This is a genomic window from Streptomyces tardus (genome assembly GCF_018101125.2).
Classification (GTDB): Bacteria; Actinomycetota; Actinomycetes; order Streptomycetales; family Streptomycetaceae; genus Streptomyces; species Streptomyces tardus.
In genome coordinates, this window is sequence record NZ_JAELVF020000004.1 from 93,746 (window position 1) to 114,923 (window position 21,178).

A 21,178-nucleotide genomic window follows, 5' to 3' on the forward strand; every position below is an offset into this window, starting at 1 on the left:
GGACCCGGCATGTCCGACGGGCCGGGGCGCACCACCGGCCCCGACTCGGGCCAGGCACCGCAGTCCGGCCAGTCCGGCCAGTCCGGCCAGTCCGGGCCGGCGGGTTCCGGCCGGGGCGGCGCGTCGACTCCGGTGACGGACCGGACGGACGGCGCGTCCGGCCGGCAGCAGGACGGCTCGGCACACGCTGCAGTACATGGCGGTGTTCCGCCCGTAACGCCGCTGCAGCCGGCTGCAGCGGCGTTACGGGCGGAACACCGCCATGTACTGCAGCGTGTGCCGAGCCGTCCTGCTGCCGGCCGGACGCGCCGTCCGTCCGGTCCGTCACCGGAGTCGACGCGCCGCCCCGGCCGGAACCCGCCGGCCCGGACTGGCCGGACTGCGGTGCCTGGCCCGAGTCGGGGCCGGTGGTGCGCCCCGGCCCGTCGGACATGCCGGGTCCGACCACGGGTGTGGCCGACCCCTCGGGCCTGGTGCCGCCCGTGTTCGGCAGGTTCTCTCCACTGGACGTCTGTCGGTCGCCGCCGCGTCCCTGCGTGCTGTCGTGGGCCCGGTCGGGGGCGCGACCGGCGTGGTGGGCTGCGTGGTCGGCTGCGCCGCGGGCGGGTTGGCGGGCGGCGCGGCGGAGCCGGGGCCCGCCGGGCCGGGCGTGGCCGGCGGGCCCCGGCTCCGCCGCGCCGCCCGCCAACCCGCCCGCGGCGCAGCCGACCACGCAGCCCACCACGCCCACCGCCCCTACGGGCACCGGCACCGGTTCGGGCACGGGCAGCGGCACGGGCCAGGGCAGCGGCACGGGCACCAGCACCGCCGGTTCGGGCGGTCGCGGTCGTGAGATGGAGATCGAAGGCCCCTCGTCGCGTCCGACGCCGGTCGCCGCCGACCTCGACGGGCTGTCCCAGGGCTTCCTCCTCGACGCGGTCAACAACGAACTGAACCGTCTGCACCAGCCGCCGATCGGTCTCGAGGAGGCACTCGAGCGCTACGACCAGCTGCCCGGCTGGGTGCGGCGCACGACGCCGTTGCGCGCGCAGGGCGAGGCGATGGCCCAGACCATTACCGGCGGGAAGCGGGCCACTCTCCCGGGCGGCAGCCCCACCTACACCACCGAGATGGAGGTGGAGACCGAGGCCGGGCCCTCAACTCCCCAGGGCCGCCCCGGGATCACTGCGCCGCCGCGCTCCGATGACGGTATGGACGTGGACACCCCGCCTCGGGCCGCGTCTCCGGTCGACGGGCCCGAGGCGGGTCGGGGGACTTCGGCGCCGCCGCGTGCGGTGGACGGTATGGACGTCGACACCCCGGAGCGTTCCACGACTCCGGTGGCTCGGCCGGAGCCGGGTGCGGGGACCTCGGCGCCGCCCCGTTCCCAGGACGGTATGGAGGTGGACACTCCGTCTCGGGCTGCGACTCCGGTCGGTGGGCCCGAGGCAGGGCAGGGGACTTCGGCGCCGCCGCGCTCCGTGGACGGTATGGAGGTGGACTCGCCCGAGAGGGCCACGACTCCGATCGACCGTCAGGACACGGAGATGCAGCTCGACGCGCCCGTACAGCCCCCGGTGACAGGGGAGTCGGCAGCCGCCGCGGGCGGTGGCCGCACGGTCTGGCGCGGACTGGAGCAGAGCTCCATGGACGTGGACCAGAGCGTCTTCAACGACGTTCCGCGCCTCGCTCCCCAGATCCAGGAGCGGCTCTTCGACGTCGGCCGCGAGGCCATCGCCGAGACCCAGCAGCGGATCAGCAACGGTCCGGCGAACCAGGTCGAAACGCTCTCGCGCGGCGGGCTCGGCATGCTTGTCGCGCTCAACCGCGCACGCGGCACGGCGCCGCTCCAGCCTCCGCGCACCCACCAGGAGAGGCTGGGGCAGATGGCGGCGACGGCCGACATCCGCTGCGTGGGCAACTGCGACGAGCACGCGTCGATGGTCTTCGCCCTGCTGAACCGGCGGACCGACCTGCCCGAAGGGGTGTCCTTCTGGAACGTGCGCCTCGCTCGGCAGGAGAACGAGACCGGACCGGTCGCCCAGGCACCGCACACCGACCACGTCTTCCTCGCGATCGGCTACCCCGAGTACCCGCGCGACATCGTCGTGCTCGACCCCTGGCAGCGCAATCCCCGCCCGGCGACGGCGGTGGAGTTCAACTTCCCGTTCCTGCTGAACGAGCGTGCTCAGCCGTTCGATCCCAGGACCGACGAGCACGCCGTGATCACGCCGCGTTCGGTGCACATGCCGCACGACGGCGTCGACTACCTCGAGTTCGGCCACCGGACGGTCGATGCCGAGCAGCTCAGGGGCCAGGGGGAGTTGCGAAGTGAACCGCTGAACCCGGACTCGGTGCGCAACGAGCCGGGGATGTACGACCTGCGGTTCGAACCCCGGTTCGGCGGCGGTTCCGCGGACCACGGGGTGAACCCGTTGGAGGCCCAGTGGCCGGTGGGTCGTGGAGTGACGCTGATGGAACCGAGATTCGGGGGCGTCGCGCTGCCGGGCCTGGAGGCGGGTCCCGCGCCTGCGGTGCAATCCACGGACGAACCGGTCGGTGAGTGGACTCGGGTGGTGTTGCCGGTTCCGGATTCGGTGGAGTCCTCGTCCTCGCGGCTGCCGGGTTACGAGGTGAACGACGGTGGTTGGGTGCGGCTGCCGGACGGTGCGGAGCTGTCGCCGGAGGGTTGGCGCAGTTTCGGTGACGATTTCATCCACGAGCCGACGGGCGCGTATCTGCGGGGCGACAACGGCTGGATCGGCCATGTCGCCAACCTGGACGCGGTCGAGGACGCCTGGTCCCTGCTCGACCCGCACACCAGCGGTTTCACCGCTCTGCCCGACGGCCAGGGCCTGCGGATGGTGCCGACCGCGGAAGACCGTGAATCGGTCCAGGTCCCCTTCACCCGCCTCACCCCGGAGGGCACCGCGATACCGGTGACCGGTCGCGGCACCGTGCCCGCGGCAGCCCCGACGGCCGGCACCCCGGCGGCCGGCGCCCCGACGGAGCGGCCGGGCGTCGGTACCGCGACGGGCGGCGCGGGTCGTACGGGCGAGATGGAGATCGAGGGCCCCTCGCGTCTCCCCACTCCGGTGGCGGCCGAACTCGATCCGCTGTCGCGCGGGTTCCTGCTGGATGCGGTCAACGGTGAGTTGGATCGTCTGGGTGCGCAGCCGGTGGGTGTGGAGCGGGCGTTGGAGGAGTACGACGCTCTGCCGGGTTGGATTCGGCGGACGAGGCCGTTGAACGCGCGTGGTGAGGCGCTCGCGCAGTCAATCGTGACCGGTGGGCCGTTGGGGCTGCGCGGCGGGATGCCTCGTGAGTACGACTACTACGGCGGCAGTTACTCCGGAAGCCGCTACTCCGGTGTCGGTGGTTACGCGGGAGGTTCGCACTCCGGGGGCTCGCGTTCCGGCGGTTCGCGTTCCGGCGGTCATCGCACGAGCAGTTCGCGTTCCGGGAGCGGCTACGCGTCCGGTTCGCGCTCCGGCGGCTCCCGCTCGGGCGGCGGTTACGCCAGCGGTTCGCGTTCCGGTGGTTCGCGCTCCGGCGGCGGTTACGCGAGCGGCAGTTACGCCAGTGGTGGGTACGCGTCGGGTTCGCGTTCCGGTGGTTCGCGTTCGAGCGGTGGTTACTCCACCTATTCCGGTGGCGGCTACTCGGGCTACGCGTCGGGTTCGCGTTCCGGTGGTGGTTCGGGCAGTCGCACCTATGTGTACACGTATCCCGAGGAGATGGAGGTGGAGCCGACTTCGCGCAGGTCTCGTCGTGAGGAGCGCATGGAGGTCGATACGCCGCGTTCGTCGCGGGCTCCGTCGTCTTCGCCGTATGTGGGTGGGCGTGATGCGATGGAGGTGGACACGTCTCCGCGTCCGGCTCCTGCGGCCCCGGCGCCGTTGACGACGCAGCAGCGGCTTGCGTTGATCGGGCAGGAGGTGATCGCCGAGACGCGGCAGCGGATCAGTTACGGCGCGGCCAACCAGGCGGCGTCGGTTGCGGCGCACGGTGTCGGGATGATGGAGATGCTCCATCGGGCGCGCAACACGGCGCCGCTTCAGGATCCCCGCACGATGCAGGAGCAGTTGGGGCAGAGTGCGGCCAGGGCCGACATCCGTTGTCTCGGCAACTGCGGCGAGCACGCGGCGATGGTGTTCTCGCTGCTCAACCGCCGCACCGATCTTCCGCCGGGCGTCTCCATCTGGCACGTGGGTCTCAACCGCGTTCCGGGGGAGCCGTTTCCGCGATCCGCGGCCCCGTACACCGACCATGTCTTCGTGGCGATCGGGTTCCCGGACCGGCCGCGCGAGATCGTGGTGCTGGACGCCTGGCAGGGCGACGCACGTCCGGCGACCGCGGTGGAGTTCAACTTCCCGTTCCTGCTCAACGAGCGGCTGCAACCCTTCGATCCGTCCCGGGACCGGCAGGCGCTCATCACGCCTCGTGCCGACCAGTTCCGGCCCGACGGGCTGGACTATCTCGACTTCGGTTATCGGACCGTGGACGCCGATGAGCTCCGCAACCAGATGGACCAGACCGGTGGCCAGGCCGACCGGAGGTTCCTGGGGCAGCAGCGCGGTATGTACGACATGCGCTTCGAGCCGCGCCACGGCGGCGGTGGTTCGCCCGACCACGGGGTGGATCCGCTGGAGGCCCAGTGGCCGGTGGGTCGTGAAGTGACGCTGATGGAACCGAGGTTGGGCGGCGTCGCCGTTCCCGACGCGGAGGCGGGCCCCGCGCCTGCCGTTCGGCTGACCGACGAACCGGTCGGCGAGTGGACCCGGGTGGTGTTGCCGGTTCCGGATTCGGTCGAGTCCTCGTCCTCGCGGCTGCCGGGTTACGAGGTGAACGACGGTGGTTGGGTGCGGCTGCCGGACGGTGCGGAGCTGTCGCCGGAGGGTTGGCGCAGTTTCGGTGACGATTTCATCCACGAGCCGACCGGCGCGTACCTGCGGGGCGACAACGGCTGGATCGGCCACGTCGCCAACCTGGACGCGGTCGAGGAGACCTGGTCCCGACTCGACCCGCTCGGCGATCCGTTCACCGCCGTACCGGACCCGCGGGGCCTGCGCATGGTCCCCGCCGTGCCGGACCGACCGTCCGTGCAGATCCCCCTCACCCGGCTGGACGCCGACGGCGTTCCGGTCCGGAACTGGGAGCAGACGCAGGACCGGGCACCGGCCCCGGAGCAGGACCCGGCCGCGGCACAACGGACCGCCCCGGCTGCATCGACGCCGGCTGCATCGACGCCGCCTGCATCGACGCCGCCTGCATCGACGCCGTCCGAGTCGACGTCCACCGTTCCTGTGCACGAGCCGTCGGACAGCTCCGCGTCGACGGCTCCACCGGCGGTGGCGCCCCCGACGTCCCGCGGCGCGAACGAACCCCGGGCCGGGGCCCGTCCCGTGCCGCCCATCGGTGCCTCCACCCCGCCCGCCCCGGCGGCCGGGGGCACCTCGCCCGCGGCCCCGACGGAAACCGACACCTTCGTCACCGAGCCCTCGGCGATCGAACTCTCCGTCCTGCCGCCGGCTGAGCAATCGGTCAACTCGCCGGCGTCCGGGCCCCGTTCGGTGGAAACCGAGCTTGCCGAACGCGAGCTCTCAACGGTGTACGTCCTCGACCAGGGAGACCCGGCAGCGCACGCGCTCATCGCGGTGGCGCCGCGCGAGAGCGGCCAGTTGGTCGGCCACCGCTGGCCCGCCTCGCCGGAGGAGCTGCGGACGGCCGTGGCCGACGCGCTCGCCAACGACCTCCAACGGCCGTCGACCGAACGCCGGTTGTGGTCGGAGCTCGACGCCCTGACCGACCCGGGCGGTGCCCGGTCGCTCACAGCCCCGGGGGAACAGGAGCAGTCGGTACGGGGCGTCCGCACCGGCATCGGCGGTTCCGACGGGCTGCTGCTCGCCGCCGCCGCACCACTGCTCGGCGTGCGGCTGACCGTGTTGGCCACGGGCAACGTGCCCTGGACCGTCGGCCCGCAGGACGGCCGTCCGGTCGCACTGATCCACGACACCAACCCGGGCCCGTACACCGGAGCATGGTCGGCGACCGAGCCGGCCGAGACCGCGCGAACGGCCCGACCGCTCGACGTGGACACCCCCACCGAGCAGACCGGGTTCACCTGGAGCGGCAACTCGACGGCCGGCACGGCACGTCCGTCCGCTCCGTCCGGCCCCGCGCGTTCGGCTTCCGCCACCTCGGGGCCGGCCGCACCCGCTCCCGCGCGACCGAGTGCGGTACGGCCTGCGTCGGCTGCGGCCGAGAAGTCGCAGCCGCAGGTCTTCTTCGGACTCGATCCGAGGCCGGCGAACGAGCAGCCCCGGCCCGCCACACCCGCAACGCCTCCCGTCACCGAGCCGGTCGCGCCCGCGGTGACGGAGCCGGTGGCGCCTCCCGTCACCGAACGCGACACCACGTCGGTGCCGCAGACCACGGAGACGCCGGCAGCCACCTCGGAGACCTCGACCCCGGCTCCGGCGATCTCGGGGGCTTCGACCCCGGCGCCGATCGTCACAGAGCCCCCGGCACCGGTCCCGTCCGTCACCCACACCCCGTCCGTCACCCACACCACCCCGGCTCCCGCCGGGACCGCGGTCACCGGTGCGGTGGTGGGTACGGAGCCGTCGGCAGCCGGGACGGCCGCCACGCGTGAACTCTCCCCGTACGCACGCCGGTACGGCGCCCAGCACGACGGCAGCGTCGGGCTGGTGCTGGTCGAACCGCCCGGCTCGGACGTGCTGGACGGGCTGTACCGGCAGATCCGCGAACGCCTCGGTGTCACTCCGGGCAGCGAGCACGAGCAGCGGGTCGACGCCCAGCTGCGCGATCTGCTGAGCGTCTCGGAGATCGCCCTCCATCTGCCCTATCTGCGTTCGTCCGGCGGTCACCGGATCACCGTGACCGTGGGCGACCGCGAGCACACCGTCGACATCCGGCTGCGGTTGACCGACGCTTCGCCCGCCGCCCGGGACGAGAGCCTCGCCGAGATTGTGCGCGCGACACGGGTGGAGCGTCAGGCCGAGGGCAGCCAGGCCGAGTCGGGCAGCGAGAGCTCGGGGACCCTGCGCACGGTGCCGGTCTCCTGGCCTGCGATCTACCTCGGCCCCGCCGGGCCGCTGCGCTGGTTCGACGGCGCGCTCAGCCTCAACCTGACCCACCACCAGCTCAACCAGTCGGTCGCAGTCAGCGAGGACCTGTCGACCCGTACGGTGCAGCGGGTCGACGACCTGACGCACCCGGTGGACTACACCGGTCAGTGGCAGCTGCGGATCGACGAGGATCCGTCCCCGAACGCCTGGGGCGCGGAGTCCCGGCACGGGCCGGTGACGGTCTGGTTCCCCGAGCACCGCGCGTTCGGCGACGGCACCGCCTCTCCGGGGGCGGTCCTGCCACAGCCGGCCGGGCTGGACGATTCGCTGCTGTGGGGCGTGGAGGACGTGCTCGAACCGGGCCGACTCCTCGGCGAGTTGCGGGCGGACGACGAGTTCGTGGCGCTGCGCGGGCTCGGCACCGAGTCCCGGCGGGCGCTGGAGGAGTTCCTCTCCGAGCGAACGCTGCGCGGCACCGCGCCGATGCAGCGCGACGGCGGTGTCTTCTCACCCGTGCTGTACGACGGCGACGGCCTCGCCGTGGGTGTGCTGCGGCTGACGGCGCAGGTGCGCCCGGGGGCGGCCACCTCGCAGACGCCGGACGGCGGTTCGGGGTTGGAGTCCTGGCTCAGCCACGGGTCCGCCGTCGACCGTTCGGCACGACTGACCAGCGGCGTCGGGCTGGACGGGAGCGGCGGGCCGCAGTTCACGCCCGACACCGCGGCCGGCCATCCGAACGCGGCCACCCGGGTCGGCGGCGGACTCATCGGCAAGGCCGGCGCGTCCTTCCAGACGAGCGACGCGCTGAACACCTCCAGCCGGGCGTCGCTGATGCACGCGCTGGCCACCGGCCGCTCCCATCTGGTGGCCCCCGCGGATGTCACCTACACGCTGACGCTGCACCGGGCGGGCGGCGGCGAGACCCGGGGCACGTACGGGCCCTACCGCGAGGGTCTGCGGCTTCGGCTGCCGCAGCGCTCCACCGTGCTCGGCGAGGAGCCCGCGCCGGGTGAACGCCGGCAGCTGCCCGGGCAGTTGGAGAACCTGCAGAGCATCGGCGTTTCGGCCGTGCCCGTCGCGGTGCGCGGCACCGAGCAGATGTTCCGGGACGCCGGGGAGTGGCTCCGCGCGGAGGGCTTCCTGCCCGCCGCCGAGACCTCCCGGGCTCCGTTCGACGAGGCGCGGGTACGCGCTCAACTGACGAACCTGCGCCGCTTCGAGCAGGCGCGCTCCGCACTCGGCCAGGCCGCCGCGATGCCGGATGCGGTCGAGGGCGGCAGGTCGGTCTGGTTCCAGCTGCCGGGCCCGACCGCCGGAACCCGGCGCGTGGAGCTGCGCCTGGGCGCGACCCGCGACCGCACCGCGCCGCCCGGCAGTGCCGGCGCGCCGCCTTCGGTGCACGAGCGCCGCCTCGCCGACGTGGACGGGGTGACCTTCAGCTCCCACGAGGCGCGCGGCGGACGTCTGCACAGCCACCAGCTCGGCGTGACCGCGGGCGGCGGCGGCGGCCCCCGCTGGCCGCTGGAGAACGGCAGTTGGGCGCTGGACACCACAGCGGACCGGGTCTGGGGCCGCAGGCAGATCCGCAGCGTCAGCGCCGGATCGGCCGCGGGGACCGACCAGTTCAACAGCACCCAGGGCGGCACCGAACGCTTTTCGGTGCCGGCGCGGTTCACCCTCGACCTCTTCGAGGGCGGCGCGCCCGATCCGGCCGTACGCTTCGGCGGCGCCGCAGGCGCGGGCCTGCCCGGTACGAGCCTGCCGGGGACACGTCTCCCCGGTACGAGCGGGTCCACCCCCGGGCACGTCACCCTGATCGTGGCGCACGACCGGACCGTGCCGCCGGGCGAGCAGATCACCCCGTCCCCGGCGCGCGACACCCTGCGCGTGCCGCGCACCGACGGCAGCGCGCTCGACGACCACCTGCGACTGCGGCTCACCGACGACCGGGGCCGGCCCCGGCCCGGGCTGGTCCGGCTGCCCGACGACGCGAACGTGGACTTCTTCCGCGCCTCCGCGGCGATCCGCGAGGCGTTCCGGGCACTGGCCGCGGGCACCCACCCCGGCCGCCCCGACCCCGGGACCTTCGGCCAACTGGCCGCCCGCGCGGGCGAGTACGTACCGGGGCCGGTGGCCGCGGCGGGCAGCGGAGCGGCGGCGTACCTCGCCGGCTCCGACGCCACGGACCGCAGCGCCTTCGCGACCGAGGCGATGGACCACCAGACCCGGGTGGCCGACCTGATCGGGCGGGCGCACCAGATCTTCAACGGCGGACACGTCATCGAGGGACTGGTCTTCCCCGGCCTCGGGGCGGACCAGGAGCTGTCGGCGGAGATCCAGGGCTACCTGCACCACCCCGTGCACCGGGGAACCTTCCGCGGATACGGCGAGTCCGACCAGACCGCCGCGGACTTCGCCGCGCACACGCACACCGTGGCGGCCACCCGCGACACCGGCGTCTCGGTCGGCGCGCTCCAGGCGCCGCCCGAGACGCCGCAGGCCAACCCCGGCGGGCGCCTCGCCGCCAACCGGCGCGTGGACGACACCGCGGAGCAGTCGGCGAGCACCTCGGTCACCCGGGTGCCGGTGGAGACCGGCCCCCACCACCTGATCACCGCCGACGCCACCCTGCTGGTGACCTTCCGGCAGGGCACTCGCAACGTCGTCGGCGAGCTGTTCGGTCTCGGCTCCCACGGCGAGGTCACCGTCGCGATCGACCTGCCGAGGTCAGTGCAGTTCCGGCTGTACGAGAGCCAACTCGCCCGGTACGCCCCGTGGTTCGCCGGAGTGCCGGGCATTCCCCGGCCGATGCTGCCGGAGGCCGCCGTGCCGCTGCCGGACAGCTTCGCGCGCACCGGCAGCCTCGGTTTCGGCAGCGCCAGGTCCGTCACCCAGCTCGACGATCCGATCCGGCGCAGGGAGAGCCGGGACCGGATGCGCGGCGAGCTGCTCTCGCTGGTGGAGCGGGAGGCACCCGGGGCCACCCGGCCCGGCCACCCCTCGTACCTCGCAGGCGTCGCCACCCGCATCGCCGATCTGGCCTCGCCCGGCCAGCTGCGTGCACTGCCGGGCCGGGGCACCGTCAGCCTGTACTTCCGGCACCACACCCGGCACGGGGCACGTCTGGTGGAGGTGGCGCTGAGCGCGGCGCCGCAGGCCCAGACCCCGGCGCTGCGCCGGCTGCGGGGCCGCCCCGCCGGTGACGGGACGGGACTGGAACAGGTCGGCGCGCACAGCCCCAGAACCCGCGCCTCCGCTCAACAGACCTCCCGCGGCGTGCAGTTCACGGCGAACCTGATCACCCGCTACCCCCGGCCCGGGCACCCCGCGCGCACCGACCGGACCGGCCCGGTGCTCTCCGCCTCGGCCACGCGCTCGGGCGCCGCGAGGAACCAGGTCTCCGCGGACGACCGCTACTGGACCCGCACCCGCGCCGCCGCCGACTTCGACGACGTCCCCTATGTGCTCACCGCCACCGTGCGCTCCGAGCTGATCTGGGAGTGGCCGCCGGACCTGGTCGGCGGGCTGCTGGAGGAGGGCTGGATCACCCTCACCGGACGCGACGGCGGACCGCTCGCCGAGCGGCTGGGCAGGCTGCTGCACGGCAGGCCCACCCGTACGGTCGAGGTGCCCGCTTCGGTCGGGCTGCGCTTCGCCGGCTCGGAGACCGGCGCGCCGCACCACCACGAACCGGCCACCGCACCGCGCGTGAGCGAGACCGACCCGCGCGAACCGGTGCGCGCCCCCCGTCCGCCCGGCGTGCGACCGACCGACGCACGGCCCTTCGTCGACCGCTCGCGGCTGACGCCCACCGGAGACCTACCCGTACAGGGCTTCAACGCTTTCCACGAACTCGCCGACGCGCTGCGGCAGGTGGCGCCCGACACCGACGGGATCCTGAGCCTGCCGGTCGACGCGCCGCCGGAGGCGATCGCGGTGCGGCTGGGCGAGTTGGTGCGTGCCGGAGACATCAGCGTCGGCACTCCGCGCACGGCTGCCGGGCTCACCCCGTCGATGCCCGGCGCGTGGGTGGAGGACGAGGCGGACGCCGGGCCGCGACTGGAGGTCACCCTGCACAACCCGCGGCCCGTCACCAGCGCGGACGACATCGCCGTCGACCGGCTGCGCACCGTCTCGCGCTCCGCGAGCGGCTCCTCCTCGGCGGGGTCGGCGGCGGGCGTGAGCTACTCGTCCACCTTCAGCGGCAACGACGTGAACCTCCAACTGCTCGGCGTCACCGTTCCGTTCCTCGCCCGGCAGCAGGTCACCCGGGGCGAGGGAACCTCCGCCGCCGGGGGCGGTTGGGACCGTGCCAAGCACGGCGACACGGCCGCACCCGCGTCCGGCGAACCGACCAGCAACCACGAGGTCCTGGTGGACACGGTGGTACGGGTGAGCGGCCCGAACGGCACCCGGTACGTACTGGGCAGCGCCCTGACCCGGGCCTTCGACCGCGATCTGCTCGGCCACGGCGTCATCGGCCCGCGCAGCGCCTCGCGCGTCTACGATCTGCCGGCGCTGCTGCGCGACCAGCCCGAGGCCGGAACGCGGGACTGGGCCACCCACCCGGTCAGCGAACTCCCCGGCGTCCTCGCACACGCCCTGGACGGGGGGCGCGAGGGCGTCCAGCTCTGGCTCGACCTCGGTCAGGACCCGGAGGGGACGCGGCTGGCCCGCGCCCTCCACATCGGTGTGCGCACGGCGCAGGCGGCGGGACGACCGGTTGAGCTGGTCACCCGGGGGACAACCGGCCTGAGGTTCTGGCCGTTCACCGCGGAGGGGATGCTCGCCGACCACACACCCGCCACGGTGGACACCTGGCACCGGATGCGCGCCGCGATGGACACCGTCACCCGGACCGCCACCGCCGAGGCGGACGCCACGGCCCGGGAAACCCGGCTGGAGCCGCTCCGCATCCGGACGGAGGCCGAACTGGCCGCCTCCCGCGGCGCGTTCACCGAGGCCGCCACCGCGCACACCGGCGCGCAGGCGGACCGCACCGCGGCCGTGGGCGATCTGGACCGGCTCACCGAGCAGCTGGCCGCCGCCGAGACCGTACGGGCCGACGCGGAGCGCATCGCCGCCGCCCTGCCCGTCGACGGCACCGACGCAGCCACCAGCGCCCCGGCGGAGCCGGCGGGCGAAGCGGTACGACGGGCGGTCGCGGAGGCGGACCGGCTGGCGGACGAGGTCACCGCCGCTCGGGAACGGGTGGAGGAGACCGCGCGGCGGGAAGCCGTCACGGCCGAGGCGCTGACCAGGGCGACACAGCAGCGAGACCGGCTCGACCGCGAACACCGGGCGGTCCGGGAGGAGTTGGAGCAGGCCAGGCACGAGCAGCAGGACCAGCGTGCGGCCGGCGAACGCGCCTGGTCGGCGATGCCCGGCATGGCCGGCGTACTGGGGGCCGACCGCTGCCGCGAAGGCGTCGGCGGGTCCCGCTACCCGCTGGACTCCCTGGCCTGACGCACGGCGCCTGACGCCTGACGCCTGACGCACCGCGGACCCCGGCCACCGCCTCGCGGCGGCCGGGGTCCGCGACGGTGTGCCGACGGGCGGCTCGTGCGCCGAACCCGGCGGCGGCTGCCAACAGCACGGCCCCGCAGGGCTGTTGGGCCGTGCGGGGCCGTGACCGCAGGTGCGGTGGGGTCAGCGCGGTGGGGTCAGCGCTGGATGCGCCAGGCGCTTTCCGGGCCGGTGGTGCAGCGCTCCAGGATCAACCGCCGGTCGTGGTGCCCCTCGGCGGCCTTGCCGACGCGCAGGCACTGGTGGTTGCTGGCGAAGTTCCGGATCTTGAAGGTGCCGTTCCCGGCGTCCTCGAACCACCAGAGCTGGTTGTCCTCTTCGATCCCGGGGTGGCAGAACGCCTGGCCGAGCGGCGTGCCGGGCGGCTGAGGACCGCGTGTCGGCACGTCGAAGCAGAGGTCGTCCTTGGTGTTGGCGATGATCGCCAGCGGCGCCCCGCCGGGGCCCCGGTCCTCGTACTGGATACGGATGTCCCAGAGCTGGTTGTCCTTGGATGTGCCGTTGCAGCGGTGCTGGTTGATGGACTTGCCGGTCTTGCCGGGCCCGTAGCCGGGCACATCGGCGCACAGGCCGGTCTCGACGTTCTTCAGCAGCACCTTGGACCGCAGCTGCGGTCCCTCGGCCCGGTTGTCGCGCAGCATCTCCGCCGCGCTCTCCTTCTCCGGGGTGGGCGTGGGCGCCGGCGGCGCCGGCTTCGCGGCCTCCGCGGCGGCCTTCTTCTTCTCTTCGTCCTCCTTCTTCTTGCGCTCCTCCTCGCGCTTCTCCCGCTCCCGCTGTTCGGCGGCGTGGGACTCGGTGAGCTTCTTCTCCTCAGCCGCCTGCTCGGCGGCCACCTGCTGCTTCTTCTCCTCCTCGGCGTTCTGGTACGTGCGCCAGGCGCCGAGGCCCAGGGTGGCGCCGGCCGCGAGTGCCATGACGGCCACCGCGCCCGCGATCCTGGTGCCTACACGGGACCGCTCGCCCGGCTGCTGGGCGCTTGTCGCCAGCGCGTCGACGAACCGCGCCCGACGGCGCCGCTTCTCGTCGTCCTGCTCCGTCTCAGCCAACGTCCGTTTCCCAACTCGCAGGTGTTCGACAGTGGTTGCGCGGACCTCTCCGGACATTCCACACCCGGGCAGTCAACCATCGTGCATCCGTGCCGTGCCGCCCGCGCGGGCGCGATGAGCGCGGAATGAGCACAAGGTGAGCAGCGTTCGCAGGACTGCTTCCGTGCTCATCTGGGCATCGGACCGTAGAGCTCGCGCTCGCGCAGCAGCTCCGCAGCCCTGGCCAGTGCCGAGGACAGCCGTCGGCGGTAGGTGCCGAAGGAGAGCCCCGCCCGGCTCGCGGCGGCCTGCTGGCTGCGCGGCCCGCTCAGATAGGTGATCTCCAGGACGTCGCCGAGCTGGCGCCGTCCGGGATGCGAGCGCAGCTGCGCCACCGTCTCGACGAGCGCCTCGCGCAGCTCCGAGGAGTCCCCGCCGGGCGACACCAGCCGGGTCGCCAGCAGCGGGCTCTCGGCGAGCTGGCGCGGATCCAGCGCGCTGCGGTAGGCGTGCTTGACCGCGTCGGCGAACTCCGGCCAGGGCATGACGGGTTCGGTTCCGGCCTCGGGGGCGCGGGCGGCCGAGGGTTCGTCGGCAAGCAGCCGGGTGCGCAGCGTCGCGGCCCAGCGGTCGAACGGCGTGCCGCGCCAGTCCTGTACGAACGGCAGCACGCGCTCGCTGTCCGGACCGTGCATCGTGCCCGCCCGCCGATGGCCGTAGAGGGTGAGCATCGGCGCGAGCCCGCGCGGTCCCTCGCGGGTGCAGGTCCAGCTCATCGCCAGCCCCGGGGCGGTCGCCCACAGGGTGGTCAGCACCGAGCACGCCGCCGCCGTGCTGCCCGTGATCCAGCGGGCCAGCAGCAGGCGTTCGGCTCGACGCAGCGGTGAGCGGTCGGCGGTGTGCGCGAGCGCCGCGTGGGCGACGGGGTCGTCCGGGATCCTGGTCGAGCCCGCCTCGAGGCTCGGGGCGATCACCGCGCCGACGATCTGCCCGAGGCCGTCCTCGGCGACGGTGAAGGCGGTCGGCTGGTGCTGCCACCACCGCAGGGCCAGCCGGCCGGCGGCGACTCCGTGCTCCTTCTCGACGCCCGCCAGTACCTCTTCCAGGTCGTCGGGACCGGCGGGGCGCAGCCGCTGCCGATCGGCGTCGCGCCAGTCGACGGCGTCCCAGGCGATCCTGTGGGTGCGCCCCAGGTGCGCCAGCCCGGCCCCGAACACCCAGCGCGAGCCGGTGCGTTGGCGTACGCGCTCGACCTGGTAGCCGTACAGGCGGCGGAAGAGGCGCTCGTACTTCTCCGGGCCGCGCCAGCGCAGGTCGGTCAGGAGCGCGTCGCGCGCCAGGGGGTGCGGCACCAGGCCCTCGGCCGTGTTCTGGACGAACGAGAGCCCGCGCAGCCAGTCGCACAGCTCCCTGCCCTCGGCCGCCGAGACCTCCAGGGCGTACCGCACCAGCTCCTCGCTGGTGACGCGGGCGAGCGAGAGCACGTGCAGCGCGTCCGTCTGCGGCAGTGTCGGCGACTCGCGCAGCAGCAACCGCAGCAGTTCGCCGACGAGTTCGGGGGAGCCTTGCAGTCCGGTGACGTGCCGCGGCCCGGCTGCGGAGCCGTGGTCGTCCTGGGGGCCAGCCGGGTACATGCCCTGGTCGCCGGGGTCGGCGAGGAGCACGAGAGCGAGCGGAAGACCGTGGGCGGCTCGGACCAGAGCGGCGGTCGCGTGCTCCGACACCCCCCGGTTGCGCAGGAGTTGAGCGGCCTCGACGTCGTTCATGCCGCCGAGGCGCACGCTGCGCAGCACGTGCCACCACTGCGCGTCGGTGCGCCACTCGACCGAGGGAGGCCGTCTCCCCGCGACGACCACCAGAAGGTGGGAGGGCATCCGCGGCAGGAAGACGTCCCGCAACCAGCTCTCGACCGGGCCCAAGAGCTCACCCGAGTCGACGACCAGCACATGGGCGTCCTCGGTGGGGCCCTGCGCAGCCAACGCGGCCTCGAACGCCTCGGGTTCGGCCTTCACATGGCGCATGTCGACGGTACGGGCGACCCGTTCGTGCGTCTGCGCCTCGTCCGCGAACCGTCGCAGCAGCGCGGTCTTGCCGACGCCGCCCATCCCGTGCAGCCACACCACCGAGCAACCCTGCCGCTCGCCGAGCAACAGCTCGCGCAGCAGACGCAGTTCGGCCGATCTGCCGGTGAACATCTTGTTCCGTAAGGCGGCGAGCATCTCCGCGTACGAACGCTCGGGTATGTGGCCGGAGGACATCGCCTTCACCACTTCGCCGCAGGTGTCCCGGGCGCCGCCTCGGAGGCCGGACGGCCGGGCTCCTGCGGGGGCGTGGGCCGGGCTGCACCGAGGAAGAGCTGCGCGGTGTGCGGCCCGGTCCGGCTCCGGGGGAGGGCCGCCGGTCCTCGTCGGCCGCGGAGGGCGGTCGGCCCCGCCGTACGCGCCGCTCGGGCGTTCTGCACCCCTCATCACCTCGGCCACTACTTCCGTGTCATCGTGTCATTGAACGCCACTGTGTCGCTCGGTGACAAAAGTATCAACCCGTGTGGTGTGAAACCTGCGGCAGTTGTGACATCGGGGACGAGCCGGGAGGACTACCGAGACCGTACAACCAGCGCCGCCGCGTGGGGAGTCGAGCGCTCCACCGGCGGCTGTCCGTACGGCGTCGGGTCCGTGCGTGCGGAAGTCCCGTCGGCCCCGGCGCCGCCGCCTGCGCAGCCCGCGGTCACGGCTCCGGCAGGGGCGTGCATTCTGTGGTGGGAGTGGCGGACGTACGACGCCGACCACTCGTGTCTGACATGTGCGTCTCCTTGCAAAGGTGTCCTGTACATGGCGTTACCTGCTCGGACTTCCCCGACCCAAACCCGGAGTCCGCTATTGCCCGGCGAGGATCCCTTCCTCGCAGCTCAAGAGGGTGCTCAGCGCTCGCTGTTGCCGACAATGCCCGCGCCCGCGATGTCTCCCACGCGCTCCCGGCCCCTCCCCGACCCCACACGATCCAGCCACCAGCCCCGTGCACCCACCGCGGGCGCAGGCAGTCAGTGCTGCCGAAGCTTCGTGCCGGCCGTCCTGCCGCCCTGCGGCCCTGCCGTCGTGGTGAACGTCGTCGCCCGGTGGCTGCAAGTCGCCGGCGCCCGGAAGCAACCTCCAAGTGGGCGGCGTGAGTTCGTGAGCGGGCGTGCGGGGCGGGGAGCGGAAGTCTCACGGTCCCCGTTCCGCCGACGTTCCGGCAGAACGGGCGGCGAACCGTCCCGAACGGGGGCGGTGGGAGCCGCGGGCTGCACCGCACTGCTGCACACCGGGCTGTGCGAGGGCGTTCTCCGGCGGCCCGCGGGAAGACCGGACTCCGTTCGGGCGAAGAGAGCTTCCGCCTCTCGTGCCGATAACGAATCCACCCAGCCGCGTTTGCTTCACGGACCACGGGAACCCGGTGGGCGGTCGCGGCGGGCAGGTTCCGGCTGCGCGTTGGGCGCGGTCGAGAAGAGGGGCCACGGTGGTGTGGTGAGGAACTGGAGGGGCGGCGCCGAAAATCTCCCCATGGCGAAATCGACTCCGCTTCTGCTTCGCCGTCTCCGAGACATTTCCTGACGGCAATGGAATGCGAACGGGGCGGGGGTCGGACCCGATACGGCCGACGTGGCCGAAACCGCGCCGCCGAGGAGCGGGAGTCGCAACTCCTGTGGAACGGGCATTGAACGGGCCCGACCGCAGCGCTTTCCCGTACAACCGGGCTTGCGGGCGGACGTCGGGCCGGGCCGAATCCTGCTGCCCGTCGACGAGTTGCGCGGTGCGGCACCGACTGCGGGAGGCGGGTTCACAGCCTGCTCACGGGTGTCTGACGCATACACCGTCCGGGCGGGCCCAGACTGCGGGCGGCGGCCGAAAGCAGCGGCCGTCGCAGGTCGTTGCTCGACCGTCGGGTCACCGCAGCGTCTTTCGGCGACGGCCCGGCGCTTCCGCTCCGGCGCAAGCCGCGGTGACGAGATCTGGCCGATACGCGCCTGCGAGAATGTCTTATTCCGGGCTTTCGTCGCTCTTCGCTCCCGTACAGCGTTAAGTCGTCAGCTTCTTCCGGAGTTTCACCGAAGAGCTCAGTGTCCGCTCAACCCGTACTGTGACCGGAAAATCCTGTCGGCCATTGCCGCCGTGCCACCACCGAGCTGTCACAGGCCGTTCTCAGGATTTCAATCCGAACACCGAAAGGGACGCGCTGCTCAAGAGCTTCGAGAGGTGCCGGATGTCCAAGGGGGAGACGTCAGGGATGCTGGAAGTCAGAATACTGGGCGGTATCGAGGCCTTGAGGAGCGGTTCCGTCCTCGCACTGGGCCCGGATCAACGGCGGGCGGTACTGGGCGTTCTCGCCCTGGAGGCGAACCGTCCGGTCAGTCTGCAGAAGATCACGCGCATGCTCTGGGGCGGCGACTCGCCCGAGGGGGCCAAGGGAAGCATCCAAGCGCACATAAGCCGGCTGCGTTCCGTCCTCTTCGCCGGGGGCGAGCACAGGGAAGCAATCGAAACGGTGCCCGGCGGCTACCGGTTGGTGCTCGAGTCGGGCCGAGTGGACATCGTCAGGTTCGACGAGTTGGTCGCGCGGGCCCGCCGTGCCGGGGACAGCGAGGCGAGGGCTCTCTACAGCGAGGCACTGCGGCTGTGGCGCGGCCGGCCGATGGCGACCGCGCGTTACCTCGAGTCGCTCTCCTGCGCACTGCAGGAGAAATGCCTGCTCGTCTACGAGGACAGCGTGGAGACTCGTCTGCGGCTCGGCGAAGCCGCGCAACTCGTTCCCGAGCTCACGGCCATGGCCCACGAACACCTGCACCGACCACGACTCACCGGTGCCCTGATGAAGGCGCTCCAGAGCTCGGGCAGAACCGCCGAAGCCCTGCACCACTACGACCTGGTCCGGCGCAATCTGGTGGAGCAGGCCGGCCTCGAACCCGGCGTCGAGCTGCGTCGATTGCAGGCGGCCGTGCTGCGCGAGGAGGACTCGCGGCAGAAAGCACATCTGTGACAAGCGAGCGGCAAGAGCCCGCCCATAGCGTCGGGCGAAGCTTCGAATCCTCCGTTCCATCTTGAAAGGTGTGCCATGCCCGCACTTCGCGATTGGCTGGCGATCACGGAAACCGACTACGGCTCCGTGCTGCTCGACATGAACAGCGGGAGCTACTGGAACCTCAACCACACCGGCGCGATCGTGGTGGACACGCTGCGCCGGGGAGGGAGTGCGGCGGATGCCGTGACAGCCGTTCGCCGGCACTACGACATCGGCCCGGACGAGGCGGAGCGCGATGTCGCCGATCTGCTCGACCAGCTCCGACAGGCGGGCATCCTTGACGAAAAAACCAAGTGACATGCCGCAGTCGGCGAATCCGCGCGTGGGCTACCGGCACGTTCTGGGGCTGGTCCGGGGAAACGTGCGGTGGGTCGCGCTCGCGGTGGTCCTGACGCTGTTCGCCTCGCTGCTCGGCATCGTCCAACCACTCGTGGTGCGCGAGGTCATCGATTCGGCGGGCACGACGAACGTCGCCTGGACGACTGTCGCTGTGCTGGTCCTGCTCTTCGTCGGGCAGGCCGCGGTGCGGGCGGTGGGCCAGTTCGTGCTGCACCGCACCAGCGAGATGGTGGTGCTGGGCATCCGGCAGCGCCTGATCGGCAGGCTGCTGCGGCTCCGGATGGAGGCGTACCACCAGAACCGGGTCGGCGATCTGATGTCCCGGACCAGCGCGGACGCCACGGCGGTACGCAGGGTGATCAGCGAGGGCGTCACCGATCTGATCACCGGCGTGGTCGGACTGGTCGGCACCGTGGCACTGATGATCTGGCTGGACTGGCTGCTCTTCCTCATCGTGGTCGGCATGGTGGCGCTGGCTGCCGCGGTCGTCGGCACCCTGCTGGCGGGCATCAGGTCCGCCTCGCTCGCCACGCAGAACGCGCTGGGCTCGATGTCCGCGGACCTGGAGCGCGCACTGAGCGCGATTCGCACCGTCCGGGCGAGCCGGGCGGAGCAGCGCGAGGACGCCAGGATCGGCGAAGCGGCGCACGAGGTGTACGCCGCCAGCGTCCGGATGGCCAAGCTGCGGTCGCTGACCAGTCCGGCGATGGAACTGGCGGTCAACGGGTCGCTGATGGTGGTGCTGCTGGTCGGCGGACTCCGGGTGGCCGGCGGTCAGAGCTCGCTCGCCGACCTGGTGGCGTTCCTGATGTACCTCACGTACCTGGCCATGCCCATCGGCTCGGTCTTCGAAGCCGTGGTGGTGGTGCAGGAGGGCAGCGGTGCGCTGTCGAGGATCGCGGCCACCGAGCGGCTGCCGCAGGAGCAGACCGGCCGCTCGCTCGAGCCCGCCGCACCGCGAGTCCGCCCGAAATCCCGCCCGGGCTCGAACGAACCGATTCTCGAATTCCGCAACGTGCATTTCGGATACGACCGGGAAGCGGTACTGTGCGGCACTTCTTTCGTCGTTCCCCGGCAGGGTTTCGTGGCGCTCACGGGATCTTCGGGGGCCGGAAAGTCGACGATCTTCAATCTTGTCGAGCGGTTCTACCACACGCACTCCGGCACGATCCTCTTCGACGGCGAGGACATCGCGCAGCAGGAGCTCGGCTCCTACCGGTCCCGCATAGCGCTGGTCGAGCAGGAATCGCCGATACTCCACGGTTCCCTCCGCGACAACCTCCTCTACGCGGCACCCGGCGCGGACAGCGAGGCAGTGCGCCGCGTGCTAGGCATGGTCAATCTCGACGGTCTCGTCGCCAGGCTTCCACACGGTCTCGACACGGCGGTGGGCGAACACGGCAGCCGACTCTCCGGCGGCGAGCGGCAACGGGTGGCGATCGCCCGCGCGTTGCTCACCGAACCCGATCTGCTGTTGCTGGACGAACCGACCTCTCATCTCGACGCCGAGAACGAGGCGGCCTTCGTCTCCGTGCTGCGTGCGGTGGCGCAGGAGTGCGCTCTGCTGGTGATCGCGCACCGCTTCACCACCATCAGGGCCGCGGGCCGCGTCGTGGTTCTGCAGGACGGAGTCGTATCGGCCACCGGCGACCACGAGGAGCTGCTGGCGGACAGCAGTTTCTACCGGGTCATAGCGGGGGTCGAATCGAACTGAGAAGAATCCCCGAACTCCCCGGCGCTCCCGTGCGCCGGGGAGTTTCTTCGTGATTGACGAGCATCTTCGAGACGCTTGTTTCTCGCTGCCGCTCTCTGCTTTCTTGCGACAAGCGACGAACAAGTGGTCGGCAAGCCGACTCCGATAGATTTGCACTTGTCCGGGTCACCCGGGTGCCGGAAAGAACGGCAGGATTGTTCGTTCCGGAAAAGGGACACACTCGAAAAGATTGGGGTACGGCCATGGCCAAGGTTTATGCACGTCCGACGCTGCGCAAGGCGGGTTCCTTCAAGAAGGACACCGGTTTCGCCGGCTACTTCAAGAACGACGCTGTCGGCCCGTGGCGCCTCTGGCGCAAGTGAGCTCCGACTGACCGGCGCCGGCGGCACCGAAGACTGAGCCGCCGGGGTCTGCCGTCCTGAGTCTCCGCCCGGTGGCCGGGTTCAACCGGC

General features: G+C 72.4%; 7 protein-coding genes. 5 read left to right on the forward strand and 2 right to left on the reverse strand.

Annotation, left to right across the window (positions count from 1 at the left end; all coding sequences use genetic code 11):
- Window positions 1–833: 833 nt before the first annotated feature.
- A complete protein-coding gene (locus tag JGS22_RS23020; RefSeq protein WP_211040783.1) occupies window positions 834–12,536 on the forward strand; it encodes a hypothetical protein in 11,703 nt (3,900 codons plus the stop codon).
- A gap of 197 nt (window positions 12,537–12,733) precedes the next feature.
- On the opposite strand, the gene JGS22_RS23025 is transcribed toward JGS22_RS23020, so the two are convergent.
- Both JGS22_RS23025 and JGS22_RS23030 read right to left on the reverse strand, forming a co-directional pair.
- On the reverse strand, window positions 12,734–13,642 hold the full coding sequence (locus JGS22_RS23025; protein WP_211040784.1) for an RICIN domain-containing protein: 909 nt from the start codon (window positions 13,640–13,642) through the stop codon (window positions 12,734–12,736).
- 167 nt (window positions 13,643–13,809) lie between these two features.
- The gene (locus tag JGS22_RS23030; protein ID WP_211040785.1) at window positions 13,810–15,879 is read right to left on the reverse strand and encodes an AAA family ATPase; all 2,070 of its coding nucleotides are present in this window, start codon (window positions 15,877–15,879) and stop codon (window positions 13,810–13,812) included.
- Window positions 15,880–17,881: 2,002 nt separating this feature from the next.
- Between JGS22_RS23030 and JGS22_RS23035 the strand changes: the two genes are divergently transcribed.
- The 4 genes from JGS22_RS23035 (at window position 17,882) to JGS22_RS23050 (ending at window position 21,088) form a co-directional block, all read left to right on the forward strand.
- The gene (locus JGS22_RS23035; protein ID WP_211040786.1) at window positions 17,882–18,631 is read left to right on the forward strand and encodes an AfsR/SARP family transcriptional regulator; all 750 of its coding nucleotides are present in this window, start codon (window positions 17,882–17,884) and stop codon (window positions 18,629–18,631) included.
- A 75-nt stretch (window positions 18,632–18,706) separates the two neighbouring features.
- Window positions 18,707–18,970, forward strand: a complete 264-nt coding sequence (locus JGS22_RS23040) for a lasso peptide biosynthesis PqqD family chaperone (protein WP_211040787.1) — start codon at window positions 18,707–18,709, stop codon at window positions 18,968–18,970.
- Between the two features lies 1 nt (window position 18,971).
- A complete protein-coding gene (locus tag JGS22_RS23045; RefSeq protein ID WP_211040788.1) occupies window positions 18,972–20,726 on the forward strand; it encodes an ABC transporter ATP-binding protein in 1,755 nt (584 codons plus the stop codon).
- Between the two features lie 242 nt (window positions 20,727–20,968).
- Window positions 20,969–21,088 (forward strand): keywimysin-related RiPP, encoded by a 120-nt coding sequence (locus JGS22_RS23050; RefSeq protein WP_211040789.1) that lies wholly within the window; start codon window positions 20,969–20,971, stop codon window positions 21,086–21,088.
- Window positions 21,089–21,178: the final 90 nt, after the last annotated feature.

Bases quoted from the DNA above. Each gene is read 5' to 3' on its own strand.
- JGS22_RS23020 (WP_211040783.1), top strand. From the start codon at position 834: ATGGAGATCGAAGGCCCCTCGTCGCGTCCGACGCCGGTCGCCGCCGAC.
- JGS22_RS23030 (WP_211040785.1), bottom strand. From the start codon at position 15,879: ATGTCCTCCGGCCACATACCCGAGCGTTCGTACGCGGAGATGCTCGCC.
- JGS22_RS23035 (WP_211040786.1), top strand. From the start codon at position 17,882: ATGCTGGAAGTCAGAATACTGGGCGGTATCGAGGCCTTGAGGAGCGGT.
- JGS22_RS23040 (WP_211040787.1), top strand. From the start codon at position 18,707: ATGCCCGCACTTCGCGATTGGCTGGCGATCACGGAAACCGACTACGGC.
- JGS22_RS23045 (WP_211040788.1), top strand. From the start codon at position 18,972: ATGCCGCAGTCGGCGAATCCGCGCGTGGGCTACCGGCACGTTCTGGGG.
- JGS22_RS23050 (WP_211040789.1), top strand. From the start codon at position 20,969: ATGGCCAAGGTTTATGCACGTCCGACGCTGCGCAAGGCGGGTTCCTTC.